The sequence below is a fragment of the Candidatus Anaplasma sp. TIGMIC genome, from assembly GCF_028204095.1.
Taxonomy (GTDB): domain Bacteria; phylum Pseudomonadota; class Alphaproteobacteria; order Rickettsiales; family Anaplasmataceae; genus Anaplasma.
The window spans coordinates 1-26,087 of the sequence record NZ_JAQLOH010000016.1; the positions used below are offsets into that span (position 1 = coordinate 1).

Below are 26,087 nucleotides of genomic sequence, written 5' to 3' on the forward strand. Positions count from 1 at the left end.
AGATGACTGATATGAACCTAGATAACAAGGCCATTGTCGCGGGGCATCTTGCTAAGACTGTTGAAGGTGGCGAGGTCTTTGTGGTCCTCGGAATGAGTTATGATGCAGCGCCGCAACATACAGTGTGTTATGTAGAACTCCACCGGGCAACGTTTGCATAGAATATCTTCGAAATATTAGATTTTTTGGTACTGAAGCGCGTTAACATAGTGCGCTGGGTGCTTATTTCGTTAGCTGTCTTGCTTGAAATAACAGCTTGTTTGGACATACATGACCATGACACAGAGTAGGGCCAACATGCCATGTGAGTTGACACTAACATCTCACTGTTGTAAACGTAATTCCTGCCTTGGGATTATTAGTTTGAGTTAGTTATATGCCAATAAAAGTTTTGATGCCGGCCCTTTCACCTACAATGAAAAGCGGGGCCATAGCAAAGTGGCATAAAAATGAAGGAGATAAAATTAAGACCGGTGACATCATCGCGGACATCGAAACTGACAAGGCGGTAATCGAGTTTGAATACGCGGACGAGCCTGGCACGTTGCACAAAGTGCTTACCCCGGAAGGCACAAAAAATGTCGCGGTAAACCAGGTAATCGCTGTGTTGGAAGTCGACGGCGACGATGCTACTGCACTGCTCGCTGCATGCCAATCTGGTCATCCAACAGGAAATGTTGAAAATTCTAGTGTAGCTGATAGCCCTGCTGTTGATACTGTAACCGTGGATGCTTCTGAGACCTCCACTGCTGATATACAGGCTGCACAAGCCAATACAGCGGATACTAGGGTGAAAGCTAGCCCGCTCGCTAGAAGACTTGCATCTCAGATGGCGGTAGATTTAAGCAAAGTTGAAGGTTCGGGACCCTATGGCAGGGTCGTAAAGGAGGACATTGTGCGTGCGGCTGACAATGCTAGTACTCCTGCACAGATCGCTGTTATACCGGGGCCGGTTGTTCTAAAAAGGGATGGCGATGCCGTGCCGATTAGCTCTATGCGTCGGGTAATTGCAGAGCGCCTTGTGGAGTCAAAACGTGATGTTCCTCACTTTTACTTAGCAATGGATTGCATGGTGGGTGAGCTACTGGCAATGCGGGCTAAAATAAATGCCGATTCGGAGGCGCTAGGAGGCGGCAGGATCACTGTGAATGATATCGTGATAAAGTCCGTGGCTCTCGCGCTAAGAGAGTTCCCGGAGATCAATGCTTCGTGGGGCGGGGACAAGATAATACAGAACAGTAGCATTGACATAGCGTTTGCGGTGTCGATTGACGATGGTCTTCTGACACCCGTGATTGCCGACGCTGATAAGTTGAGCCTATCCGCAATTGCACAAGTCACTAAGAGTCTTGCTGCAAGGGCTAAGGAGCGCAAATTGTTGCCTCATGAGTTCCAAGGCGGCTGCATGACCGTGTCTAACCTGGGAATGTTTGGCGTCAAGGAGTTTTATGCCATAATAAATCCGCCTCAATCCTGCATTATGGCAGTTGGAAAATCCGAAAAACGGCCTGTTGTAGTTGATGACTGCATCGTGGCCGAAGACGTTATGACCGTTACTCTATCGGTTGACCACAGAGTGGTGGATGGAGCCCTGGCTGCTAAGTTCTTCAATAGGTTCAAGTTCTACATTGAGCACCCGTTGTCAGTGCTGCTATAGCTACTTCCTGTTATTATTTGTTTAAGTAATTCCGGAAATTGCCCAACCTTTAGGGCACTCGCGCTTTTATCGGGTACAAATGACGGCCGTTGATCTCGAGCACAGGGCTGCGTGGAAAGGAGACTTTTATACGGTATACCTGATGCCAACTCATGCACATCCACTGTGCTGCCGTGCCTTAGGTCATTATATTCATGTTGAAATTAGAGATCTCTGCTCTATAATTGGGGAGCTTACGGGCGGCGCGTTGTGTGCGTCGTGCGTGCTGGTCTTTTATGTTAATTTCAGTAGAGTTATATGGGTCTAAGTGAGCAGGTTAGGCGTGTTTTGGACTGTTATGACAGTGAAAACCCGGGTGTGAAAGGCAACCTTGTAAGAATGCTAACGCATGGCAAAATGGGTGGCAGTGGTAGGCTGTTGATTTTACCCGTTGACCAGGGGCTTGAACATGGGCCGGTTCGGAGTTTTGACGTTAATCCTAGTGCCTTTGACCCGCATTATCACTTCAAGCTCGCTATAAGGTGTGGGTTTAGTGCGTATGCCGCGCCTTTAGGAATGCTGGAGTGCGGTGCTGCAGAATACGCAGGGCAGATCCCTACAATACTGAAGCTGAATAGCTCAACAGCACTGGCCCCCGCAGGGGTCCCGCCAACACAAGCTATAACTTCGTCAGTGAGAGACGCACTTCGTTTGGGTTGTTCTGCGGTAGGGCTTACAATTTATCCAGGATCTGCTGCGTTTACCACAATGGTAAGTGAGGCGAAAGAGTTAATCCGCGAAGCAAAATCCCATGGATTGGCAGTTGTGGTGTGGTCTTATCCTAGAGGTGGAGACCTGTCCAAAAAGGGCGAGACCGCGCTGGACATAATTGCCTATTCTGCACACATTGCCGCTTCACTCGGTGCTAACATTATCAAAGTCAAGTTGCCGACCAGCTATATCGAGCGTAATGAAGTAAAATCACATCCACATGCGACTCTTGCAGAGCGGGTTGCGTATGTCAAGAAATGTTGCTTCGCGGGACGAAGAATGGTAGTGTTCTCTGGTGGTGATACAAAGAGTGATGGCGACTTGCTTGATGAGGTTGCTGCCGTGCGTGACGGGGGAGGAGATGGGTCTATGATAGGCCGTAATTCCTTCCAGAGGTCCGAAGAAGAAGCTGTATCTCTTGTCGCAAATGTGATCAGGATTTATTGCTGATTAGACAAACATGGCTGGGTGGCAGAGTGGTTATGCGGAGGACTGCAAATCCTTATAGATCGGTTCGATCCCGATCCCGGCCTCCAATCAAAACAGTAGTGATTCGAGCATTTTTTCCTGATTTTGTGCAGTGTTAGGGTCATCGGTTTGAGTAGTGTCGGACTGTGCGCGATTTTGTCCAGTACGTGATGCGAAAAAACTGCGCTGAGTTTCTGCTTTAATTTTGCTACAGCTATATACTTTCTTCGCCACTATCTGATGAGTTTTCGAGCATCGTGAACCAAAATCAATTGAAGAAAGTATAGGTTAACCTCTTCCGTATTGCGCGAAGTGTTGCCTTCCAGTCTGCACGTGAAGTGACACAACGTAGGTAATTGAGCTACCCTGCAACACAGTTATCATCTTGAAGATGACGTATGATAATGCCTGCAAACCAAAAAAGGGCAGTACTGCATTAAAGGATACCCCGGAGAGTAAGTACGCAGGTTAACACATATCACAAACACGAGGGATCTTTACAAAAAAGCTTGAAACTCTTCTTTTGAGGCCTTGTAGCCACTACTGACCCACAACGTTTGAACTCCCAAGTTGCCTACCACAATACGGACAAGGCTTGGTTTCCCCCCTTTTTACCTTCAGATATATTTTGGGATGCCCAACACTTGCAGGCTCTAAGTGTTCTTCGTCAACGCCACTACAGTAGAATATCTCTTCGTCGTTTCCAGATTCATCACCACTCATAAAAGTACTCCTAAAGGTTCTGAATTATCTGACAGTACCCACGCGTTTGACAAAACCAAAATGCACACCAGCATCTATAAGAACTTTTGTTAACGCCACTGCAGAAAGCATAGAGCACAGTATCCCAACGCCGAGGGTAACTGCAAACCCCCGAACCGTTACACTTCCAGACGCCAACATTATTATCGCGACAAGCAGGGTAGTCATATTGGAATCAAAAATTGTGGACATAGCATTTTTGAAGCCCTTTTCCACGGCGAGCCTGATCTTCCCAGACGCACGTAGTTCTTCCCTTATACGTTCAAAGATAAGAACGTTCGCGTCTATGGACATACCAACAGTGAGTGTTATACCAGCTATGCCCGGAAGAGTAAGCGTAGCCTCCAGCAAGGTTAATACAAGAAGTATGAAGACTATATTGAAAACAAGACCGATCACAGCGAAAAGTCCCAAAACGCCGTAAGACATAAACACAAAGATTGAGACAACCACTACTGACGATATAGTAGCCAATCGCCCCTTTTCTATGGACTTCTGACCCAAACTCGGGCCTATCACTCTCTCTTCCACAACACTTAGTGGCGCAGGCAGGGCCCCGGACTTTAAGAGAATTGCCAACTCCTTAGCTTCATTTAAATCAAACCTGCCACTTATCTCTCCGGTTCCTCCCAAAATAGGCTCTCGTATCACTGGCGCAGTCAGCACTACATTGTCCAAAACCGCGGCAAACGGCTTGCCCGCATATTGTTTTGTTATTTCCGCAAACCGCTTAGTTGCGGCACTGTCAAATTTAAAGTGCACTACAGCCTTCCCAAGGCTGTTCATACCAGCACTCGCGTCTATTAGCGAATCACCACTTATTTCCACCCGTTTCAGCACTGGGTAAACGTTCCCCGCCTGGTCGTGCAGCAAATCTGTACTGACTTGGTTAATATCAGCCAGACTTTTTACCTCTTCAAGCAGATGGAAAGTCAGCTTTGCTGTCCGCCCTATTAGTGACTTTATATTATCAACATTGTGAACACCAGGCACCTGCACGGAAATATTATTCTCGCCTTGGCTCTTTATTGTGATCTCTTTCGTGCCAGATTTGTCAAGCCTGCGAAGTATATTTTCTATCGAGTCGGATACTACGGTTTTTGCGACAGCCTTGGCATAAGCCTCATTGAAAGAAACCAAAAAATGTGGGAATGCGCCTGAAACTTCTATATTTTTACTGAATGCCTTCAACTGTGACAAATCCTCTCGGTTTTGCAAATGCACCACCACGGATTTATCTTTCACATACAACTTCTTAAAAGGCACCTTTGTTTTTTGAAGGTAACTCTGTAGCTCATCCCCTAAGCTGTACAACCTTTCTTTCAAATGCTCCTGTACACCAACTTCAAGCAATAAGTACGTGCCACCTTGGAGGTCCAGACCCAAATTTGCCTTCTTTTTCGAGAGAAAAAACTCCGACTCAATAAAATTCGGCAGGACAAAATATACAGAAAGGGCGCACAACAGAAATGTGGCCAATGACTTACCCACCAGTTGCATCTGTCGCTACTACATAATATAAGGTACATTATATTCAATCCCCGGGACACGGGATAGTAATTTGATGCAAGATTTTAGAATAACGTCTGAGTACGAAGCAGCCGGGGATCAGCCTGCTGCAATAAGAAAACTGGCGCAAGGGATAGAAACTGGGACCAAAGAGCAAGTGTTGCTGGGAGTAACCGGTTCAGGCAAGACCTTTACTATGGCATCCGTAATAGAAAAGAGACAATGTCCTGCAATCATAATAGCTCATAACAAAACCCTAGCTGCCCAGCTGTACGAAGAAATGCGGATGTTCTTTCCACACAACGCGGTAGAGTATTTTGTGTCTTATTACGACTACTACCAACCTGAGGCCTATATACCCCACAGTGATGTGTATATAGAGAAAGATGCTCTGATAAACGAAAAGATCGATATGCTGCGGCACTCCGCAACAAGATCAATGCTAGAGAGAAGAGACGTTGTTGTTGTGGCAAGTGTCTCATGCATCTACGGCTTAGGATCTCCGGAACTCTATTCTGAGATGACTCTTCCACTTTCTGTAGGCATGAAGATTGACATGTGCAAACTACAGGAAAAACTGGTAGAGCTACAGTATAAAAGCAGCTTCCAGTACGAACGTGGTACCTTCAATGTTAGAGGCGATATCGTGACGATTTTTCCTTCACACCATGAAGACCACGTGTGGAGGATATCATTCTTTGGTGAGGAGATAGAGTCCATCCAGGAAGTGCATTATGCTCTCGGAGATGTCACTGCCAATCTCGAGAAAGTTAAGGTCTTTCCCAACAGTCACTACGTTATCCCCAGGCCCACTCTTATGCAGGCGTTGTCAAAGATCGAGGATGAGCTTGAGGAGTGCGTGTACCATTACAGGAAGTGTAACAAGGTAATGGAAGCAGAGCGGATCCTGGAGCGTACCAAATTTGACATAGAGATGATGAAGGAAACCGGCACTTGCAAGGGCATAGAAAACTACTCTAGATACCTATGCGGCAAAGCTGCCGGGGAACCCCCAAATACATTACTTGACTACCTACCGCCTGATTCAATCATGTTCGTTGACGAGAGTCACATAACTGTTCCCCAAATTAGATCTATGTACAACGGGGACAGAATGCGAAAGGTAAACTTGGTTACGCACGGGTTTCGTTTACCATCAGCGTTCGATAACCGGCCGCTTACGTTTGAAGAATGGGAAGAAAGAAAACCATCTATTGTGTATGTTTCAGCTACACCAGGGCCTTACGAGACTGAGCGCACTTCTGGCATCGTTGTTGAACAGATCATCAGACCCACGGGGTTGCTGGATCCTGTCTGCATCGTCAAGAGTGCAGTTGGCCAAATATCTGATGTACTATGTGAGTGTCAGGCCACCATTGCTGAAGGCAGTAGGGTTCTCATTACCACCCTAACCAAAAAAATGGCCGAAAACCTCGCCGTACATATGCGCGAGCTGGGGCTCAAGGTTGGGTATTTACACTCCGATGTGAAGACCTTGGAAAGGATAGAGATAATCAGCAGTCTGCGCACAGGAGACTTAGACATATTGATTGGAGTGAACCTGTTGAGGGAAGGCCTGGACATACCAGAGTGCGCCCTCGTGTGCGTTCTGGACGCCGATAAGGAGGGGTTCTTGCGTTCTGCTACTTCCTTGATACAGACCATCGGCCGCGCTGCAAGAAATGTGCACGGAAGAGTGATATTGTATGCAGATCGCATAACAAAATCCATGCAGGTTGCCATAGACGAGACTAACCGCCGGCGCGCCATACAGGAAGCGCATAATATACGGCATGGCATACAACCCCGTGGGATTAACAAGGTAGTTTCCACAAGTTTGCAGGATCGGGTCAGAAATAAAGATGGAAAACAAACAAAGAATACTTCAACGACCAAAGAAGCACTAACTGAAAACGAGCTTTCGAAGTTGTACAAGGATATGCTAATGTATGCAGAAAGTTTAGAATTTGAAAAAGCTCTTGAAATACGCAACCGAATCGGCGCTTTAGGTTTGCCAAAATAACTTCGCGCTGGACGAGCCTGGGCTTGCCTAGTAGTTGCATATTTTAAGTATTTTTTAGGGTTTACTCACTAAAAAGTCGGGCGTGGCGATTCCAGCTGATATCCATGACAATAAAAACAGCATCCGGCATATCTTCCGAAATAGTGAGCTGTAGGCAAAGTTTTGCAGTCGCACTGTATGCGTTTGCGTGTTTCCAGCACCAAGTTGCACTGTTGAGCAAAAAAGATTGGAACATTTTCCCTTTATTGGCACTCCTTATATGCTTTTGTATACGGCATGCTCCAGTGAATTAGATCTGCACATGATGTAGTTCGCACCACTGAATTTTACGGGGCCTCTATGTTAGGAGCAAAGCAGTCTAATGTTGGTAGATGTTTTTAACAGCATGTGATCATGCAGGTTAAGTCGTCTTTTGTAGTTTGACACCAAAGTTTTTGGGTTACAAGAGGTTAAGTAATGATAAGTTTTTTCAAAAATTTGAGACAAGAGACACAAAATCGCTGCGTCCACATCGTGGCTCTAGGAGCTGAATTCGGTAAAGACGTATTGAGGCGTGTGTTTAACATTATGACACGACGGTAGTACGGAATACCGCTATTGTACGGAAATAAGCAAAAAGTCAGTTTCTGTTTGATCTTAGTGGGAAAGAGAGTGTAGCGTGTAGATTACCTCGAACCTGCGTGGTGGCGTTACAAGATTATGGAAAGATATTTTCGCACTGCGTCTGGCAATCCATAAAAATATGTTGCAACTTTCCATTTTCGAGCGATGTCTGCTCTTCACAGCCGGGGCACGACAACTTGACGGCTTGATAATAGCGCGTTTTATGCCGTCAGTTAGCCAAAAACGTAGATTATTACGGCAGCGTGAGCCTGAAAGCTGTGGTGCATAAATCAATTTGGAAGCCCTGTTTCGCAAAATAAATTGAGGTTTTAAAAACAGTTGCCGCCGCTGCGCTTGCGGAGTCTTTTGCACTAGAAGTCGTTTACCCTATGGTGTCAAAACTTTTTGGACATCTCTATTTGTACCCTGAACCGGACAAATAGAAGACTGCATGCCTGTTCAGGAATAAAACTGGGATGTAACTACTACATGCATCAGGAGTTCAGTAGATCTGTGTAGAGTCATAAACACTTGTTTATACAAGCGCGTTTAGCCATGTCGCAAGTCGGCAATACACACATGTTGTGCAGATGTTCTGCGCACACTGGTAGCATGCTAATTTTTTCTACTCTGTCCGTGCATGTAAACAAATCAATTCAAAGCTATAATCACTTCGGAGGCTTTATGAACGAATTAGGAAAAATTTTTTCTACACTCGAAATGATATTCAATAAACAAAAAAATCCGGCTCCCAGGCCGCCTGCAAGCCCAAACCACCCCAAAGACTACCACATAGACATGACAGCTGCTAATGTTCTTAGGAAAAGGGACAAATACCCAGAGTTACATAAAGAACCTAGAGAAGAAGAGACTACTAGACGCAGTACCTCTTCCTCTAGAATTTAAATCTTTGTGCGCAGCTAAGGGATTTTTGTAATCAAGATACGTGGTGCGTAAGGCACGTACTTATATGATACCAGCCACAGTTGCGGCAATAATAAAGTTATTGAGAGGTTTTATGGAAGACTATCACAACATCATAGATGCATACAATATTGCTGCTACGTTTGGATATCAACATTACGTACCACTCCTACCAACATTACTTTATGATGGTGGTCCACTGCACACACAACATGTGCTATTTCCCATTTTTATCGGTAGTTTAAGAGAGATGGAGGATGCCGCTACATTGTTAAGTATCCGCATGCAAGCGTAACCGTACTAAGCCATGTCACAAGTACCGGCTTGCCATATAATCTTGGCTATTTACTATGACCATTTCTCGCGCGAGAATGATAACAAGTTCTTTGTCTAAGTGTTTCTGAAAGCACTGCCACCGCCTGAATATGCAATAGCACTTTTGTGTGGAATGCACCCGGCCATACCCTAAAACTGCGCTGAGCAGCGGTTCATAATAAATACTCACACTAATAACGAACTAAAGATAACCACGATGCTATGGCAACTGACCTCCATGACCTCTACCGAAAGTAGGTCATATGAGATATGTTTAGCGTACCTTTATGTTGTGCGTCTCAATGTGAGCTCTGAGCATTTTCAAATCTTCCCAGGCCAAGCGCTTCTGCAGCGGCTGCCTGAGCAGATATGCGGGATGGAAAATAGCCATAGCTGCAATAGTACGTGAGAGAAAGCTGTTTGTATATTCGTAAAACTTTCCCCTAATACGAGAGATACTATCCTGAGTCTGCATGAGCGCACAACAAGCAGTACTACCCACCATTACCACGACATCAGGATCTATTAGAGATATGTGCTTCTCGACGAAGGGCCTGCAAACTTCAAGCTCAAAATCTGTTGGTTTTCTGTTACCTGGAGGGCGCCAAAACACAGAGTTACTAATGTATATATTGGTGGCACGGCTCAGGCCTATGGCTGCAAACATCTTATCTAGAAGCTGCCCACTTGCCCCACAAAATGGTATTCCCTCCCTGTCTTCGCTGCTGCCAGGAGCCTCGCCAATTAACATAATCTTGGCACATGCGTTCCCATCTGAGAATACTGTGTTCATAGCAGACTTCTTGATTTCACAGCCCTCAAACGCACATATCGCTCTACGTAACTCCTCGAGATTGTTGCAGTTCATTGCCGCTGTTTTCGCCTCCATTGCCCAGTGCAACAGGCTCGTTTCCACAGTCTTATGTTGCTTTTTTACAGGGTCGCGTCGCCGCGCACGCGTTTCTTCCGAAATCTGCGCAGCATCACCCGCATCTAGACTGTCTCTGAGTGTGCAGGTAGCGCCACTGTCGTGATAGAACTTCAAAACTTCTGCCAAAACCGCAGGGCTATCCGGACCCTGCTCCGCGTGACCATTTGTCATACTTGCATCCTGCAGTCGTGGAAACTTGCAACTTTAACACAGCTGTCTGCCATGTAATCCGCTATCACATAACCCCGCCGGGGTCAACCCAAAGATACAGGATCCTAGCACCACACACAGCCGCTGGGAGTCACATGGCGCGAAATCTCTATCCATCTTTTACCATGCATAGAAAACTCCTACAAATGACCGTTACCCACACATACTTTCCACTGTTTTCAATTGCGGCTTTGTCTACGTTGCAAAAGCCCAGAATATTCAGGACAGTCGGCTTTTTTTAGCTTCTTCATAACCAGGTCGCGCTTCAATTTCGACACATGTTTAAGGAACACAACGCCATCTAGATGGTCCATCTCATGCTGCAAACACCGGGCAAGCAGCCCTCCTGCACGCAGCACAGAGTTCTGCCCACTTTGATCCAAAAACTGTACCGCAACCCGTTCATGCCGGACTACCCATTCCCTCTGCCCAGGAATGGACAAGCACCCCTCCTCCATCGCGACCAAATCTCCAGATCTCTCTACTATTTTTGGATTTATGAAGACCCGTGGACCACAGGCTGTAAGATACCCATCCGCATCGGACTCGTCGCACTCGCTGGTGTTACCAGACCTGTCGCTGAGATCCACAATAAAAACGCGTTTATGCACGCCAATCTGAACAGCCGCAAGACCTATACCATGCTCCGCATACATGGTGTCGAACATGTCATCTATGAGTTCCTTGAACCCATCACCAAAATCAGCTTCACTCACTTCCTCAGAGCACAAATACAGGCTACTATCTGGAAGCACAACAACGGGCCTTACTGACATAACCCCTCAGCTGAAAAAACTTTACACCGCCCTTAGCACTGTTATCCTAGACCGTGCAGCACCGCAGGGAGGCAGAGTTGTTATTCTACGTTTTTTTGGTCGTTTTTTCAATTCTTTATTGTGTGGCAACAGTTCCTTGGCTGATAGTTGTACCCATAGGATTAAGGAACGCAGTTTCTGTTGCGGGCGTGAAGGTTATCTTGTTCTTCTGTAGGGCTATAGACGGCATTTCATATGAAGTTGAGGGAAGAGACAAGCTACCCGACGGGCCGTACATTGTGGCAGCCGAACACCAGTCTCCACTAGAGACGATGATACTATTCGTTGAGTTCGCAAGGGTATGCTTCGTGATGAAGCGCGAGGTTCTTTTTATACCAGTGTTCGGTATATACCAAAAAATCCTGCGCATGGTATTCATCGAGCCCGAAAGTGGAACCTTGTCACTACGGAAAATGCTAAGGGAGTGCGCTGCCAGGGCTAAAGAGGGGCGTACTATAATAATATTTCCGGAGGGAACAAGAACTCTGAAGAATGACCGTACCGACGCTAACTATTATGCGGGAGTGGCTATGCTGTACCAGCAGCTTAAAATGCCTGTAGTGCCTGTGGCCTTAAATACAGGGAAGTTTTGGCCTTATAGTTATATTACGCTAAAAAAACAGCGGGGGAAGGCAACTCTGCGCATCCTTCAGCACATAGAGCCGGGTTTGTCCCGTGAGGAGTTTATGCAAAAATTCAAAGAGCTTATGATCGAAGGAAGTCGTGACCTAGATGTGACATAACGCAGGGGCTTGTACAAGCCTCCATAGATAGCCGCCAACACCCTGCACGAGCTTTATGTTAATGGTGTCGCAGTTCGGGCTGAGAGCTTTGCTACACCGGATCTCGACTGCAAATTCATCCTTATTCTTGCTGTAATGCCTCTCATACAAAGCGTTTACGGCACAGTCGCTGGCCGCCGATGGCCCCTCTGTCCTTGGTATGCTTTTCCAAGGTTTCTTATACACAACAGGGTACCTGACGAAAAAATGGGCAACATCCTTGAGCTGTGGGCCAAGTCAGTAAGTGCGGTTATGTGACGCAGATGCGATTTAACCATCGGGCGACGACGCCACGCATGCGTTTTTACTCCGTAGACACACAAGCACCCCGTGCTTATACCCTTTTGGCCACAGAGGCTGATACAAATTTTCATGTGTGCCTGGACAGCTAACTATTGCGTGTTGTGAACAGTAGTACAGCGCTTGCGCCTATAGTGACGTGGCGTGCGATGAGGCTCTAGACTGGACTTGCAATCATATGAAATTCCATGTAGATTGCTTGGGGCAGTGTAAGATGGGGATAGGTAAGGTATGCCAAATCATTCTAGCGCAAAGAAAATGGTGCGTGTTATAGAGAGGCGTACGCGCTCTAACAGGGTAAGAAAAAGTAGAGTACGTAACTCAGTGAAGGCCTTTTTGGCGGCGCTGGATAACAACAGTCCAATTGAAGATGCAGTAGCTGCATTCAGGAAGGCTGAGTCCAATATTCACAAGTGCGTGAACAAGGGAATATTCCATAGAAATACTGCAGCTCGCAAGGTCAAAGCCCTTGCCGGCAGGCTTAAGGCATTTGACTTGGCTCGGCTTCAACAGGGCTAGTTTACTCCCAGGTTTGATTTTTTGGTGTTGTGTGCCCTTGTTAGGGGTTGCGTTCGGTGGCACGCCGTTTTAGCTATGGCGCGCGAGCGCGGGGTTCTGTGCCGGGATATGCTGAAGAGCTGATGCTATCAAGAGTAGTAGAAGTAGCGCGAGGTCGTAGGGGGGGGGTATTCTGGTCTTGGCCTCTGAGCTCCAAAAGTTTGGAATACTCGGGGTACAATGCTTTGTCCATGGCGTGCAATTCCAAACCACTCTGCATGTGTTCCGCACGCTCCGTGATTACGACACCATGCATGTGGTCTATAGCGTGTTGCAGACACAGCTCCAACAAGCCTTGTGCCCTTAGTTCTTTGCTTTGGCCTTCCCGGTCTAAGTATTTAACAATCACGTACTCGTTCCGGGCTACCTTTGCACGCGATCCGGGCACGGAAAGGCATCCTTCGTCCATTACCAACAGTTTGCCATACCGTTTTGTAACAACGGCATTTATCAGAACCATGGGACCACAGGCGGAATTGTAGTGCTTAGGGTCGATGTTGCTACATTTGCGGGTTTTACTACTATACAGACGGCTCAAGTCCAGCACGCAAACGCGCTTGTGCACGCCAACCTGCACAGCCGACAAGCTTATTCCGTTGTTCTTATACATGACCTCAAACATGTGCTCTATTAGAGTGTCAAGCTGGTCACGAAGAAAATCGTCGCCACGTACCTCTTCCGATGGCAGGTATAGCGCGTTATTGGTATACGGAATAACGGATTTTTCGTAAGACATCGTCCCCCTCCCATGAAGAACAATCAAAGCTGTACCGTAGGAAATAAGAAGCCGCGACAGAATAAGCCGCATATACAATTGTACATGCTTATAATATCATGCACAAATTACGCACATCGATACACTGCACTATGGCTCATTTGGGGAATACAAACGACCTCAACCGATGTTTGGGGAGCCGTATTAACTAAAAATTTGGGCTGAGCATTACACACTGCGCATCCGTAGTACGAAAAATAATCCGTTTGCGTTGGAGACCTTCCCTTTTTAAATGCTGTAATGAGCCATAAAAAGTAGCTACCGGGTACTTGTACTGCCTCTTGCATGGCACAGGATTTAAGTGGTGCTCACAGTGCCCCACAAGGTGTCGAATGTAGCACATTCGACGCAAAAGGATTACCTTAACATAGTGCTCACCAACTCATGTTAAGAACCACAATATGGCCGCATCAACGTATTCATACGATGAACTCACTGGAAACACACCCTGTGGAGTATGTAAATATAGGATCAGAAAAAGTGTGTACTTTGCACACAAGCTTGTATACGAGAAATGAGTGGATGCATAAAAAGGGCCAGCCGGAGTGCCTCGTATTAAAATTAACCTACGGTAAGCATGCCAGCGCACCAAGTGCCTTGGCAGATAGTAATTCTTAACAACCGCCACTACCTTGAATATAGTATGAGAATCCGCCATAGAAGGAAGAACAGAGTGTCTTAGTTTACTTCTCACTATCTGATTATTTGAGGCTAACAAAGCTAGCATAAGACGATTTTCGTGCTTTCCATCGCTGCTATGCGTATGTTTTTCAGTGTCATCAGTAAAACTGTCGCCAGCCTACCACCAGCGAAATGGATCATCTCTATTAAACTGAAAAATATGTTAGCTAAAACCATACCTCCTCGTAGTAGTACAGGACTATTTACATAGGGGCTGCTTGCAGTTCTTTGCTATCTTAAGAATCGTACCATAGTTTTAGCCGTAAGATATCCTATCAAGCGTTAGGCTGTGGCACGAAATAACAACCGTACTTGCCTCTCTCCACAGCTACCGTATGTACCGTGATTGATAAGAAGGCACCATAGTCCGCCGGGACTAACGACCTCTGCTTGTTTTCTCACGTAATTTATTGTCGTTGGCAACCTGAAAACAGCACCCCAGGAGCAATCTCCAGACGCATGGACCCAATGTATTTTACTGCGCTAAGACGGCGGTGCTTTTGCTGGAGACATAAGCACATTTACCGCCACACGTGCTGACGACAGAACATACGGAAAAATCTCGCAGCCGTCACTGTACATACTCGCAACGACTCGAATAGATCCCCTTCAACGCTTTTTGTATACTGAATACTTCCTAGATCGAACTATAGCTCAATAGAAGAATTTCGCTCACCACATTTCTCATCCAGTGCACACACCCTGGAACCTTGAGGAACAACGGAACTAATGTCATTTATGTATGTATCGGGGTGTAACATCACATTCCTGTTGTTCAGAAAAATGCTCTGCTGCAGCTGCGGTGGGCTGCATCCTGCTTCTATATCTGCCATGTACTTACTGGGTTTCATCAATTTCACGACCGAGAAGACATAAAACTGCGATCCGTTATACTATAATGCATACCAGCAATAGCATAATTATCACGGTGCGACTATACGCGATATACTTTTGTACCACAACTAATTTTATGTCTGCACAAGAGAAGCAAATGCCGATATTTATCGGCGTCAAAAAGTTGTGCGTGCTGTCAGCCTAGTCTGTAGTTTTTACTCCTGAGCTTTTTACTACTGCTATATAAACCGCCACCCATAACCCTAGTGCCAAGACCGATAAGATCATGCCCACTGTTATCCAGTCACCTACCACATATCCTATGTGTGCATCAGGTTCTCTAAAGAGCTCTATTGTACATCTGGCTGCGCAGTACCAAAAAACAAATACGCTCGAAAGAACACCAGGGTATTTTTTTATCTTGGTATAGCGAAAAAGAAGATTTAAAGCTACAAACGGCATAAATCCCTCACAAAATGCTTCGTATATCTGTGAAGGGTGTCTCGGCAGAAATTTGCCATCTGTTGAGAATACCACCCCTATACATGATTCTGTCACTTTGCCGTACAGCTCGCCATTAATCAGGTTGGCAATGCGTCCTAAAAAGATGCCCACTGGCGCGGAGCATGCACACATATCTGTTAGTGGTAAGAAGGAAACATTGTGTTTGCGACACACAATCCAAGTGCAGGCAACAGCCCCAACAATACCGCCGTGGAATGACATGCCCCCATGCCAGATTTTTATTATCTCAAAAGGATATTGTATGTAAAAACCTGGGTTGTATAGCAACACGTACGCAATTCTACCTCCAAGAACAGCTCCTAAAACCATCCACGATGTAAGGGTTTCTAGTAGCTGCTTTTTGTCAGGTAAGTACCGGCCAACTTTTCCTATGTATAAGTATACAAACAAAATGCCACAAACGTAGGAAAGTGCGTACCAATGCACATCAAAAAACCAAAAACTGAACGCTATCGGATCCACATCAAGAAGAAACTCGATGACCGAGCGTATTTTTAAACAAATTGACATGTGATCGCATTATTCTATAATCGGTCTAGTCGTGCCACGGTGCGGTCTTCGCGTATTGTTGGGACTTTGCGTGATAAAGTCAATTTATGCTCAAAAAAATTTTCGAGTTTAGCTGCATAACTTTCTTGTCTAGAATTCTGGGGCTTGCCCGGGACACTTTGGTGGCGTATCACCTTGGCTCTCAAGGCCTGTCGGACGTGTTCTTAGCGGCGTTTCGTCTACCCAATCTTTTCAGAGCGTATTTTGCAGAAGGGCCTTTGAGTGTCAGTTTTGTTCCCTTGTATTCAGGAAAACTGTCAACACCACAAGCTGCACAAAAATTTGCGAACCAGATCTTTTCTATCTTGCTTGTGTTTTTGATAGTACTTTGCTCCCTTCTCATGATTTTTACGCCCAAGGTCTTGAGTGTGTTTGCGCCGGGTTTTCTGGGTAGTACCTACAAGTTCGGCCTTGCCGTAAACCTTACCAGGATTATGCTTCCGTATCTTTTGTTAATCTCGATAACGTCGATTATAGGAAGCGTATTACAGACACATAACTGTTTCTACGTGACAGCTGCTGCGCCTATAATCCTGAACACATGCATAGTAACAAGTGCATTCATGCCCCACTTGGCCCTGCCGGTGTACTATTTTTCTGTAGCGGTCTTCATTGCGGGGATAGTGCAGTGTTGCTTTGCTGTTCACATGGCAACGTACAGAAAAGTAAAAATCAATGTCATTCGCCCCAGTATCGATGCAGACATTAAGATGTTCGCGAAGAGGTCTTGTATGTCCGTATTCAGCGGATGCATGCCACAAATCAGCGTGTGGATAAATACAGTGTTTGCAAGCTACATCCCAGGCGCAATTACATATTTCTACTATGCCGATCGCGTGAACCAGATGCCCCAAGCATTTGTTGGGGTGTCCATGAGCCTTGTCCTTATGCCTACTATCGCAAAGCTAGCCAGCAGTGGCGATACGAAGAAGATGATAGAAAAACAAAATTGTGCATTAGATTTGGGCATGACCTTGATAATACCCGCCGCCGCAACGCTAATAGCAATACCGGAACCCGTACTAATGACTCTTCTGAACTATGGCCAGTTTGACTACTGGGCTATAGGTAATACCGCCAGTGTGATGGTAGTTTTAGCCGTGGCTTTGCCTGCATTTGTTATCTCAAAAATACTGTGTATATTCTTCTACGCTCGCGGTAATTTCAGGATGCCAGCGGTCTTTTCGATCATCGCGTTGGCAACGAATGCTCTCTTTAGCTACATGCTTCTGGACAAGTACGGTCAGGTGGGCATAGCAATCGGTGGCACGTTAGGGACCTGGACTAACGCCATCCTTCTAGCAGCGTACTTACGCAAACGCAAATTGTACGAGAGTAGCGAAACCCTTCTAGTTAAGTTGGCACATGTATTATTTGCTGCCACAGTAATGGTCGCCGTACTGATTATGGTTAATGCAATATTGGAACCATACTACTTTTTAGGACCGCTGATTAGGATTCCGGCATTGTTTTGCCATCTCGGGATCGGGGTAGCAGCGTATCTGGGTACGTTGTGTATAGCGTTTCGGCAAAAGGTTTCGTTAGGCGATATGTAAGACTTCAGGGATTGGTTTGTGCAAAAAATTTGCGGGCCTATTCCTCTTCGTTTGGCGGCAATTTAACGTCTGGGTTATTATTTTTTTAATAAAAATTGCACACAATGCCCTAACACAACCCACACAAGTATAGACGTGATTACATACGCCAATATTAGTAGGAAGCGGGCAAGGATGACTTTCGCCGAAGGTCGTTACGTGGAGGAATTTAAGAAGAAATTCACCACGCTGGACGCTGGGACTGCATCGAGGGCACTTTTCCCTTCGGAGGTGCGCATCGGGTACCATGAAGGTAATTCGGTGGAGTTGATACCCGAGGCAGATTTCGTGTACAGAGATATAAGCACGATGGTGAGCCACATGGTGCGCCATGGTTTTACATTTAGCAGTGAAGTGCTGTCGTCCATCCTTTCGCAGGCAACAGCGCTTGATGTTGGCGAAGACAGGGTTGTGCTTCGGGATGAGGCCGGGCCGACTTACGTTGTCCGGGTTACTCAAGATGCTATTTCACTTTTCCCAGTAGCCGAAAGGTATCTCTGCGGTAACGACGCAGGTTCATCGCGGCTGGAAAGCATGCTCAGCGAGCGCAGGGCCTTTGGACGCGTGACCGTAGATGCAGCGCAACAAGCGATATCGGTGACTCCGCACGACAACGTGTGTAGTGCGTTACAAGAGCTTGTGGGCATCATGGTAAATATAGGGGCAATTTCGGACCATGACCGCGGTAGCGTTCTCCGGCAGCTCGTAGAGTTGGCATTTCGTGACGTGGCATGCAGTGAGCTTCGCAGCGTTCGTAATATCGCTAGCTACCCACAGGCTCACCCCCTAAGTAAGTATAAGGATGCCGCTCAAGCTATAGAAAGCATACTGGCAAGCCTCCGTGACGGAGCGTTGGACTCCGAGATGGTAACCAAACTTGAAGATGCTATCAGTGGTAGAGGAGAGTTTATTGCGCTTCCGTCAGTTTTAACTAAGGGCTTCGCGAAACTTAACAAAGATTTTGGCATGCAGATGCAGCGCATAATAAGCGAGCATTCCCGGCGCCGCGGCACAGACCACTAACAACGTGGCAGCTATTAGGCCGCCTTCTTATTCCCCGTAGTACGGTGGACTGCAAAACCTGTGAGGCGCAAAGGCAGTTCACACAGTGTGGGTATGCATTGTAGTGCGATTATTCACAGCTAGAGCAACGTGTGCATCTAGCCGCAAATTTACTCTGCAGGCACCGAGATAGTCATCCCAAAGAACTAAGTCCTAACCATCATACACGTGCATGCATTGTACACGCCCTAGCGGCGACATTATTAGACACGGAGCGACAAAAAGCGTAAATCAGGGAACCCCACCGGGGCGCACAATCGCGACGCAAAGCGTTTATATGTCCAGGATACGAAGCCAAACGTGCATCACAGCGCCGAATTTATGCCTATTGCATCCCGCACCAGACGAATATGCATGCATCAACTGTGTATCAAGCCCGACATTCTTGCTCGAAGTACATGTGATGTGATGGATGTAAAAGGAAAAAAGCAGCGCACTACAACAAGCAGTGATCAAGAATTTTATATAACGCACACCGACGTGCGCCAGAGGATAAAGTACTTACAAGCTCTGGAATATAAAACAGAATTGGTTACCACAACACAATCACGCAGAAAATCACCGCGCAGCATGGCCAATCCACCACGAATCAACCTTTGATACAAACATAGCTATAAACGCAGGCAAAGTACCCACACCCAAAAGTTGAGGAAAACCAAGCACCGGAGAAGGGAAAACCTACCAAAAGACCACGCACTCACACAAAGAACAAACGAAGCGCCGCGGGGCAGAAACCCAGATCATCCCGCCCCACATTAAGCCCAACGTACTTCTACATCAGCCCCGCCTCGGAAATTAAGGCAGCATTCCCATCCTGTTCAAGTACAATAGCTAGATCACACTTGCTATTATTACCTCTAGCCTTTAGTATCATGGACCCCTCGCTTACGGCGCCACCATACTCCTCACTTCCTTCCTCAGTCACTTTTTCATTTGTCGCAGTCGCCTTCAGGCCACCAAAGTAAACATGCTTACTTGACCCGAAAATCGGATCCCCGTCCTGGTTATCACTTGGAGTAGCCGTGCTAGTTTCGAACAGGAACACATTGTCCAGCTTCACATCGTTATCTCCACTCACCACAGCATCGAACATCAAAGACTGCTCAACCCCACCAGCATTCTCCTTGTCAAAAGTCATAGTGACTCTTTCACCATCATCCCCCGAACCGTAGCTGTAAGACTCCACCAACGTAAGGCCTTGCATGTCGGAACAATACCCACAAGCCGATAAGTCACCATCGGATGCAGGGGCAGCCACAACAGATGCAACCGAGAAATCATCAAGTATCATAATACACTCCCTGTGATATAACTGTACGCGTTTGCGCACGCAATTATATGATCTACTGAGCATTTTGTAAAGAGAAAACTGTCTGTACTGACTATATGTAGTACTTAGTGTACTACTGGTACATACCAACAGCGAAAAGTATGTTTTTCGCACTTACCTAGAACATAGGCTTGTACTTTGCACTTCACAACCCTTATCAAATCCTGAAGATATTTCACACTAACCACGAAAGCTTTGATTTGTGCCACCAAGGTTGTTAGACTGCCACGCAGTTCTGTATGCATAATCTAGCATGCGATGTTTATGCGTCTTTGGTATTCGTTTAAGTATTAACACTTAAAGCGTGAAAGTGTTGAGTATGTGCGTGTATGCAGTTATATTTACCACACCTTACAGAACTGTGTGTTATTTGTGCCTATGGGCTATAGTAAGGGTTGAGAGCGATGTGTATGCTTTATGCGGCAGTCGCAGTGTCGCGCCGCGCTTTGTTGGTCGAGCTCACGCCCTAAATGTTGTGGTATTGAAGGTTAAGGAGGATGGCGTATATGTATGGGATAGATATCGAGCTTAGTGATTACCATATCGGCAGTAGTAAAATATCGGAAGAAAGCGATGGCTACTACGAGGGATGGGCGTGCGAGGTTAATGAGCGCGGAGAGTACGGGCAAGAAGGTTGTAGGGCTGTTTCCGGCAGGCGTATGCTGGAGGAGTTGGTGTTGTTTGTTGGAGACGATGTTGTCAGCAGCGATCAGGCCGCTAACATGGTGCATAGTGAATACGGCAAGCTGTATTTCCTTGATCCAGTGGCTGACTCTGTGCAAGGTGGGAAAGTTAGCGCTTACGCAAATGCATTTGAAGCCATAGAACTCGCGCCCATGCCTGGCTATGAGGGTGAAGTAGCTATGGAGTTTGTTGTGCCTCCTACTAGGGCACACGTGAGGTTCTTTGAAACACAAGTGGTGACGGAGCCAAGCTCTCTAGGTGACACAGGTGCTGAAGGTGACAATCTCGTGTCTTCAGTGCAAGGCAATGGCCAAGAATCACAAGATGATTCCGCAAAAGTCGACACCGAAAGTTCTGAGTCCGACGTTCAAGCCGAACCTGCTGTGACTCAAACACCTGGAGCTGCACGCGAAGGCTTGGGTACGACTCAAGAAGCTATCCCTGCAGGTAGCAGTTCCCAATTAGAGACAGTTTCTTCCCTTGAGCAGCAGGCCACAGAAGTTGAGGCACCAAGTGCACCTGGCGTAGAGAACCAACTGTCTGATGGCGCTCCAGTACTACAGGAAGATAGTGAAAAAGCAGCCGTAAGAGAGGATGTACCCGCAGTTACTAGCCTTGCTGCTGATCTGAGTGAACCTGCGCTCGCTGCTGAGGAGCCCAGGGAAGATTCTGTAGCTTCAGGTGAACAAGAGAAGGCGAAGACTGATGGGGACTTGCGAGCATCAGGGGTTGATGAGCTCCAGCCACAGGTACCTGGTAAGGCTGAAGTACAAAGTGACAGTGTTCAAGAAACAGATCTGAACGTGGTTGGAGTACCTGCGGATGAGCTACATTCAAAGGGCGCGTTGGGAGACGATACACAGCTCGCAGGGGCTAAGGGCGCTGGTGATAACGAAAACGAAGCTGTTGAGTCACTCTCTCCACCTTTGCATCAGGCAGAAAGTGAAGACGGCCTTGGTGTAACAGGACATGCTTCAGATCCCGGCGTTAGTGACGTATCCTTAGCAGAGGAGGAGTCCAGAAAGCCGGAAGAAGGTGAATCTGAAACAACAGGTCGTGAAGATACGGGTGACAGTAGCAAGAGGTTCTTCTTCTTTTAGTCGGAGGTTATAGTGGGAGCGCAAACGGCCTTGGGCTGAAAGACTGAGGCGTAATCTTAATCTTGGTTTGTGCTCCCCGGTAGCTAGTATAGAGCTTTATAGCATTGTGCATTAGTGCGAAAGTGGCTGTATATCACGTCTCCTTTCGCGGTAATGCGTTGTGTGGCTTGTGAGACGTGTATGTGTGGAACAAGGGCGGGATTATGCACTGCCCTTGGGCACGCTGTTAGTCACTGCATGCTTCTCTTCCCATGTATCGTGACTGGCAGGATGTTGTGGCGGTTTATTTATCTTGTATGGGCTCTCGCTTTGTGGCTCTATTGGCTTTGCTCTGTAGCATTCCTCAAACGTTAAGTCGGCGCTTGTTGAATACATGGCCTGCTGTGCCACCAAGGTGTAAGGTCGAATACAATCTTTGATTGCCATTCCATTATATTAGCCATGGTTGCGAATGTAGTTGCGCTTAATGACAATGCTCTGAGCTGCTTTGCCGTGGCAAGACCTGCTACTCCGGCTTGTAGCATGTTTTGGCTGTGTAGGCACGCTGCTACGGAAAAAGATGGTCTCTACGCTGTGCTGTTGCGTGCCCTAGTAGCGTGTGCTTCTTCTTACGCAGATTCCCTAACTAACGGTGCCTCATTATCCGCATCGTGCTCAGTACACCGCGTGATTTTCCTTTGAACTATTGGGTGCGGGGTACTTATCCCGTTTACTACACATAACTTGTGCTTTCTAACCCAACACTTACGACCGCTGTACGTATCCGAATGTTCCGCCCTACGGTGTGATCTTACTGATCTGGCCCCGCGCGATGTGGTAGTACTGGAAACTCTCCTGAAAACCTTTAAAGTTCTTCACGTCGACATCCGTCATCCACGTTTGACAGCCCAAATCTTGCAATATTGTTACAAGCTCCTCCTTGTGTTGGGCATCAAGGTGTGACATGACATCGTCTAGCAGCATTACCGGTGCTTGACCATCAGCTTTGCTCTTCGCCATTGCCGCCGTCAATAGAAGGGACAGCAAAAGTATTTTCTGTTCCCCTGTAGAACAGCTACTGGCAACCATGTTTTTCGGCTCGTGTAGAATCTGAAAGTTATCGTTATGGACGCCAAATGTTGTGCAATTCCTTGCTGCGTCGGTTTTACGGTTATTACGTAGACATTCAGAGTATGTTGCTATAACAGCCTCGATTGAGGGCTCTAGTATCCTGGAGACCTGACTATCCAAACGGATGGAAAATTTAAAAAAGTCTGCTCCGGTTGCATGTGCGCTAAGAGTTGTGTGCAATGTTTCTAATACGTTGCAGCGCGTACGCGCTATGCTAACACCACTCGTGCTCATTATAGACTCAAGGCTTGTTAGCCAATGGTCGTGATGCGGGGCCTCCTGTAATATGCGTTTTCGGTCACGCTTGGCTTTTTCGTACTTTACCATGTTAGACGAGTAGTCCTTGTCGAATATGTGGACAACCCTATCGAAAAACCGGAGTCGTTCTGTTGGGGCTTTAAGCAAGATATGGTCATGTTGTGGGATGAGCCATACCATACACAAAATCTTATGCAATGTGTTGTACAGGGCAGCTTTGCCATCAACAGACACACTGCGCTTGTTATTTTTTCTGGCAATATCTACGGAAAAAATCTCCTCCCGCCCCACTGCTTTGTAATTTACAAACCACGGTGTGGCACTTCCACTATTTTGCATACACTCCGCGCTAGCGTTGCGTAAACCGGGCCCTTTTGAAAGAAGCGATACCGCTTCCAACAGGTTTGTCTTACCCGCTCCGTTCTCTCCTAGCAACACTACGGACCTGCCGCAACTTTCTAGCTCCGCCTTCTCGTAGTTACGAAAATTAACAAGCTTTATGCTTTTTACGTACGACTGGTACTTACCATGCATATAAAATCCATGTTACTGCAGACCCGCGTAACGGCTCAGACACGAAGTATACACACAAAATTTGTGCTACAAAACACACCGGGCAAGAAAAGTATTACAGCTTCACCTTTATTGTTGCCACGAAGAACAACATCACCACAAGCAAAACAAGAAGCGTAAATAGAAACCTGTTTTTTCCTCGACGAGCACGGTTAAACTCATCTTTCTCACTATGTTGTGTCACAGCGACAACTCCCAATACTCACCACGTAGTACGTGCCCTACACATACTAGGGCGTTTCACCATAAAGGATGGGAAATGTCAAGCAGTTTACAACATCACTCAGACAGCCTGTTGCAGCTATAAGCTCCAAATTAAAACCACAAATGGTGCACAAAGTGGGTTAACCCACCAAGGAAATGTACGTTGCTAAGCCACGCACTAAGTCTCTCAGCTGGAATGGCGCCTTTTATATTGCACACTGCTCGCATTTGCTGCCACGTGCAAGGTATTAGTTTGTCCAGACTCGACAAGCTCTAAATCTCATCTGTAATGATACAACTCTTATTGAAGAGCACCCACATACTGCACTTGGCTGCAGTACCACGTGCATGCTAATCTCAGGTAATTCCCTGCCACGGCAGTTTTATTAGTCATGGTACTGAGTGCATAACTGCAAAGCCCCGCGTTGATGAAGACCCTGTACCAGGAGGAGCTAAAACCTAGATAGCCGCCTAGAAGCACAGGTTTGCGCCTTCAAGTCCAGGATTTAATGCGTTACTATTGCATTTCTGTGGTCACACCACACGCCGTGTGTAACCGTACGGTACAAATTCGTGCTGGCTCTCCACATAATAAGGCACCTGCATACGATGATATCCTGCCATGGTGCCACGATTCATAAATAGCATTGGGGCCGCTCATTTCACAAAGTCGTCTGGGAACAGGTACAGAATCTTTCCTGATATCCCAATTGCTTCTCTAAAGCCAATATTTTACCCAGATCATTCTTGCTTCATTTGTGAGGCCAATGGTAGCTCGATCAAGAAGCTTGTGAGTATGGTGGCTGTGCTATGATTGCGCTACTACGGCTCAGCGCGTGCTAATATAAAAATTTGTGATGTGGCAGGTCGCGTGCCAGCAATGAACAGTATTTCTACTGGGAGTAGAACCCCGTACGCAAGCATGCCAAGCCAAACAAAATAGCTGCTGCAACAGGTTGAATAAAAGCACCTTATGTGGACGCACCCTAGTCGCACAAACGTGGTTTTCTCCACTGGAAGATCATACCAAATGCCCTTGGTATAGGTTTGCAGGCATGCTTACACACTTAGCACAAAACCTGCTCCACACGTCCTTAATTCTACAGATATCGCAGAGCCGCATTGTTTGAAGATAGTAGCCCCTGCAGGTCATTGGTCTAACACGGAACTACGCGCCTATTTGCAAGTGCCAGCGGGTTTCATTATTGCTCGAGAAATTTTGCGGCACACCGGGCACCATCGCAGCATTAAGCTTGAAAAAAGCTGCATACGCGCACAACTAACATGCGCCATGATCCAATACGTGCTTCCCGGGAATGCCGCTGAGTCAAAATCCCTAGTTAAGAAAACAACCCAGCCAATTGTGATACGGCACCGCCTTTATGGGCCAACAGAACTGGTGTGCTAACCATAACACAATATCAACGTTGCTACACCACATGCAGAAGAAAACGATACACGACACGCCTATCGGGGCCAGGCACTCCGATGCATGCGTATTGAATCAATACCGAAATAGCGCAGCACACACCCCACCTTCGGACAGACAACACTGCCCCAAGACAAAAGTGCGATCCAACAACGGAAAAAACCACGCCCCTGGCTCAGGTCAACAACTATCATCATGCCACTGGTGAAGGGACGCCTACGCGACTAGAAAAACAACCGGATGCCGCGCATAAGCACAGGGAGTCGGCACGGGAACAGATGGCGGCACAAACCACCCGCGGCGCCAGCAATGCGGCGCTCCCCCACCCCTGATGCGGTCACAATAGCCAAGCACATCAGGACAGGACCCCACATACCTTACATCCCCACAGGCGAAAGCAAGAAACTGTGACTGCGCCTCTACCCCAGGAACCACCTAACTATTCTACTGTCTCGTATGTGGTGCGCCGTATTGGCTATCAGCTCCCTGATCCTGAAGAACTCCTGCCTTCGGCTCTTGTCTTGCGGTTCCGCCGCGTGCTCAGAGCGTGCAGGGATGATGACACCATGGTCCCGTTCAAAAGCTTTGTCCGCAGCCGCACGAGCATTCTTAGCAGCCTGCGCAGGTAGCACATGGTTAGCCTTAATCTTACCCTTTGTGATAGGCGCGTCTGCATTGGCCACAGCATCTTTCCTGCGGGATGTCGCAGTGCTGCTACCAGAGCTCACGCGAACCCGGGGACTCTTAGTAGGTTTCTTAGCTGATGCGCTA

The 26,087-nt window shown here is 46.9% G+C and carries 21 protein-coding genes and 1 tRNA gene; 11 read left to right on the plus strand and 11 right to left on the minus strand.

Annotation, left to right across the window (positions count from 1 at the left end; translation table 11 throughout):
- Nucleotides 1-376 precede the first annotated feature (376 nt).
- The 3 genes from PGW94_RS02525 to PGW94_RS02535 all read left to right on the plus strand — a co-directional run bounded on the left by PGW94_RS02525 (nt 377) and on the right by PGW94_RS02535 (nt 2,943).
- Nucleotides 377-1,657: a pyruvate dehydrogenase complex dihydrolipoamide acetyltransferase gene (locus tag PGW94_RS02525; protein WP_271758320.1), complete on the plus strand. Its 1,281-nt coding sequence runs from the start codon at nt 377-379 to the stop codon at nt 1,655-1,657.
- Nucleotides 1,658-1,954: 297 nt separating this feature from the next.
- Nucleotides 1,955-2,857: a class I fructose-bisphosphate aldolase gene (locus PGW94_RS02530; RefSeq protein WP_271758322.1), complete on the plus strand. Its 903-nt coding sequence runs from the start codon at nt 1,955-1,957 to the stop codon at nt 2,855-2,857.
- Nucleotides 2,858-2,869: 12 nt separating this feature from the next.
- Nucleotides 2,870-2,943: transfer RNA gene (locus PGW94_RS02535), tRNA-Cys, on the plus strand.
- Nucleotides 2,944-3,415: 472 nt separating this feature from the next.
- Here PGW94_RS02535 and PGW94_RS02540 read toward each other — a convergent pair.
- Both PGW94_RS02540 and secD read right to left on the minus strand, forming a co-directional pair.
- Entirely contained in the window at nt 3,416-3,598 is a 183-nt protein-coding gene (locus PGW94_RS02540) for a zinc-finger domain-containing protein (protein ID WP_271758324.1), read from the minus strand.
- Between the two features lie 24 nt (nt 3,599-3,622).
- Entirely contained in the window at nt 3,623-5,137 is a 1,515-nt protein-coding gene (secD, locus tag PGW94_RS02545) for a protein translocase subunit SecD (protein WP_271758326.1), read from the minus strand.
- Nucleotides 5,138-5,201: 64 nt separating this feature from the next.
- On the opposite strand from secD, the gene uvrB reads away from it, so the two are divergent.
- Both uvrB and PGW94_RS02555 read left to right on the plus strand, forming a co-directional pair.
- Nucleotides 5,202-7,169 (plus strand): excinuclease ABC subunit UvrB, encoded by a 1,968-nt coding sequence (gene uvrB / locus PGW94_RS02550; protein WP_271758328.1) that lies wholly within the window; start codon nt 5,202-5,204, stop codon nt 7,167-7,169.
- 1,287 nt (nt 7,170-8,456) lie between these two features.
- The gene (locus PGW94_RS02555; protein WP_271758330.1) at nt 8,457-8,678 is read left to right on the plus strand and encodes a hypothetical protein; all 222 of its coding nucleotides are present in this window, start codon (nt 8,457-8,459) and stop codon (nt 8,676-8,678) included.
- A 607-nt stretch (nt 8,679-9,285) separates the two neighbouring features.
- On the opposite strand, the gene PGW94_RS02560 is transcribed toward PGW94_RS02555, so the two are convergent.
- A complete protein-coding gene (locus PGW94_RS02560) occupies nt 9,286-10,113 on the minus strand; it encodes a uracil-DNA glycosylase family protein (RefSeq protein ID WP_271758332.1) in 828 nt (275 codons plus the stop codon).
- A gap of 218 nt (nt 10,114-10,331) precedes the next feature.
- Complete coding sequence (gene def / locus PGW94_RS02565; protein WP_271758334.1) at nt 10,332-10,928, minus strand: peptide deformylase; 597 nt, start codon at nt 10,926-10,928, stop codon at nt 10,332-10,334.
- Nucleotides 10,929-11,023: 95 nt separating this feature from the next.
- Here def and PGW94_RS02570 point away from each other — a divergent pair, with 95 nt between their 5' ends.
- Together PGW94_RS02570 and rpsT are read left to right on the plus strand one after the other, a co-directional pair.
- Nucleotides 11,024-11,710 (plus strand): lysophospholipid acyltransferase family protein, encoded by a 687-nt coding sequence (locus tag PGW94_RS02570; RefSeq protein ID WP_271758336.1) that lies wholly within the window; start codon nt 11,024-11,026, stop codon nt 11,708-11,710.
- Between the two features lie 570 nt (nt 11,711-12,280).
- Nucleotides 12,281-12,568 carry a 30S ribosomal protein S20 gene (gene rpsT, locus PGW94_RS02575; RefSeq protein ID WP_271758338.1) on the plus strand — a complete coding sequence of 96 codons (288 nt, stop codon included), beginning with the start codon at nt 12,281-12,283 and terminating at the stop codon, nt 12,566-12,568.
- Between the two features lie 73 nt (nt 12,569-12,641).
- On the opposite strand, the gene PGW94_RS02580 is transcribed toward rpsT, so the two are convergent.
- From PGW94_RS02580 to lgt, 3 genes are all read right to left on the minus strand, one after another.
- Nucleotides 12,642-13,370: a peptide deformylase gene (locus PGW94_RS02580; RefSeq protein WP_271758340.1), complete on the minus strand. Its 729-nt coding sequence runs from the start codon at nt 13,368-13,370 to the stop codon at nt 12,642-12,644.
- Between the two features lie 1,340 nt (nt 13,371-14,710).
- Nucleotides 14,711-14,923 (minus strand): hypothetical protein, encoded by a 213-nt coding sequence (locus PGW94_RS02585; protein WP_271758342.1) that lies wholly within the window; start codon nt 14,921-14,923, stop codon nt 14,711-14,713.
- 175 nt (nt 14,924-15,098) lie between these two features.
- Nucleotides 15,099-15,932 (minus strand): prolipoprotein diacylglyceryl transferase, encoded by an 834-nt coding sequence (gene lgt / locus PGW94_RS02590; protein ID WP_271758344.1) that lies wholly within the window; start codon nt 15,930-15,932, stop codon nt 15,099-15,101.
- Nucleotides 15,933-16,018: 86 nt separating this feature from the next.
- Between lgt and murJ the strand changes: the two genes are divergently transcribed.
- Together murJ and PGW94_RS02600 are read left to right on the plus strand one after the other, a co-directional pair.
- Complete coding sequence (gene murJ, locus PGW94_RS02595; protein ID WP_271758347.1) at nt 16,019-17,527, plus strand: murein biosynthesis integral membrane protein MurJ; 1,509 nt, start codon at nt 16,019-16,021, stop codon at nt 17,525-17,527.
- A gap of 198 nt (nt 17,528-17,725) precedes the next feature.
- The gene (locus tag PGW94_RS02600; RefSeq protein WP_271758349.1) at nt 17,726-18,589 is read left to right on the plus strand and encodes a hypothetical protein; all 864 of its coding nucleotides are present in this window, start codon (nt 17,726-17,728) and stop codon (nt 18,587-18,589) included.
- A gap of 811 nt (nt 18,590-19,400) precedes the next feature.
- Here PGW94_RS02600 and PGW94_RS02605 read toward each other — a convergent pair.
- Nucleotides 19,401-19,919: a hypothetical protein gene (locus PGW94_RS02605; protein ID WP_271758351.1), complete on the minus strand. Its 519-nt coding sequence runs from the start codon at nt 19,917-19,919 to the stop codon at nt 19,401-19,403.
- A 545-nt stretch (nt 19,920-20,464) separates the two neighbouring features.
- Here PGW94_RS02605 and PGW94_RS02610 point away from each other — a divergent pair.
- Nucleotides 20,465-21,742 carry a hypothetical protein gene (locus tag PGW94_RS02610; RefSeq protein WP_271758353.1) on the plus strand — a complete coding sequence of 426 codons (1,278 nt, stop codon included), beginning with the start codon at nt 20,465-20,467 and terminating at the stop codon, nt 21,740-21,742.
- Between the two features lie 777 nt (nt 21,743-22,519).
- Here PGW94_RS02610 and recF read toward each other — a convergent pair.
- Together recF and PGW94_RS02620 are read right to left on the minus strand one after the other, a co-directional pair.
- The gene (gene recF / locus PGW94_RS02615) at nt 22,520-23,644 is read right to left on the minus strand and encodes a DNA replication/repair protein RecF (RefSeq protein ID WP_271758355.1); all 1,125 of its coding nucleotides are present in this window, start codon (nt 23,642-23,644) and stop codon (nt 22,520-22,522) included.
- Between the two features lie 94 nt (nt 23,645-23,738).
- The gene (locus PGW94_RS02620) at nt 23,739-23,867 is read right to left on the minus strand and encodes a hypothetical protein (protein ID WP_271758356.1); all 129 of its coding nucleotides are present in this window, start codon (nt 23,865-23,867) and stop codon (nt 23,739-23,741) included.
- A gap of 642 nt (nt 23,868-24,509) precedes the next feature.
- On the opposite strand from PGW94_RS02620, the gene PGW94_RS02625 reads away from it, so the two are divergent.
- Nucleotides 24,510-24,701, plus strand: coding sequence for a hypothetical protein (locus PGW94_RS02625; protein ID WP_271758358.1), 192 nt, complete (start codon nt 24,510-24,512; stop codon nt 24,699-24,701).
- 1,034 nt (nt 24,702-25,735) lie between these two features.
- Here PGW94_RS02625 and PGW94_RS02630 read toward each other — a convergent pair.
- A partial coding sequence (locus PGW94_RS02630; RefSeq protein WP_271758360.1) for a hypothetical protein occupies nt 25,736-26,087 on the minus strand: 352 nt, incomplete at its 5' end.

Bases quoted from the DNA above. Each gene is read 5' to 3' on its own strand.
- PGW94_RS02525 (WP_271758320.1), top strand. From the start codon at position 377: ATGCCAATAAAAGTTTTGATGCCGGCCCTTTCACCTACAATGAAAAGC.
- murJ (WP_271758347.1), top strand. From the start codon at position 16,019: ATGCTCAAAAAAATTTTCGAGTTTAGCTGCATAACTTTCTTGTCTAGA.
- recF (WP_271758355.1), bottom strand. From the start codon at position 23,644: ATGCATGGTAAGTACCAGTCGTACGTAAAAAGCATAAAGCTTGTTAAT.
- PGW94_RS02540 (WP_271758324.1), bottom strand. From the start codon at position 3,598: ATGAGTGGTGATGAATCTGGAAACGACGAAGAGATATTCTACTGTAGT.
- PGW94_RS02530 (WP_271758322.1), top strand. From the start codon at position 1,955: ATGGGTCTAAGTGAGCAGGTTAGGCGTGTTTTGGACTGTTATGACAGT.
- def (WP_271758334.1), bottom strand. From the start codon at position 10,928: ATGTCAGTAAGGCCCGTTGTTGTGCTTCCAGATAGTAGCCTGTATTTG.
- rpsT (WP_271758338.1), top strand. From the start codon at position 12,281: ATGCCAAATCATTCTAGCGCAAAGAAAATGGTGCGTGTTATAGAGAGG.
- PGW94_RS02605 (WP_271758351.1), bottom strand. From the start codon at position 19,919: ATGATACTTGATGATTTCTCGGTTGCATCTGTTGTGGCTGCCCCTGCA.
- uvrB (WP_271758328.1), top strand. From the start codon at position 5,202: ATGCAAGATTTTAGAATAACGTCTGAGTACGAAGCAGCCGGGGATCAG.
- PGW94_RS02555 (WP_271758330.1), top strand. From the start codon at position 8,457: ATGAACGAATTAGGAAAAATTTTTTCTACACTCGAAATGATATTCAAT.
- secD (WP_271758326.1), bottom strand. From the start codon at position 5,137: ATGCAACTGGTGGGTAAGTCATTGGCCACATTTCTGTTGTGCGCCCTT.
- lgt (WP_271758344.1), bottom strand. From the start codon at position 15,932: ATGTCAATTTGTTTAAAAATACGCTCGGTCATCGAGTTTCTTCTTGAT.
- PGW94_RS02560 (WP_271758332.1), bottom strand. From the start codon at position 10,113: ATGACAAATGGTCACGCGGAGCAGGGTCCGGATAGCCCTGCGGTTTTG.
- PGW94_RS02625 (WP_271758358.1), top strand. From the start codon at position 24,510: ATGGTGCCACGATTCATAAATAGCATTGGGGCCGCTCATTTCACAAAG.
- PGW94_RS02610 (WP_271758353.1), top strand. From the start codon at position 20,465: ATGTATGGGATAGATATCGAGCTTAGTGATTACCATATCGGCAGTAGT.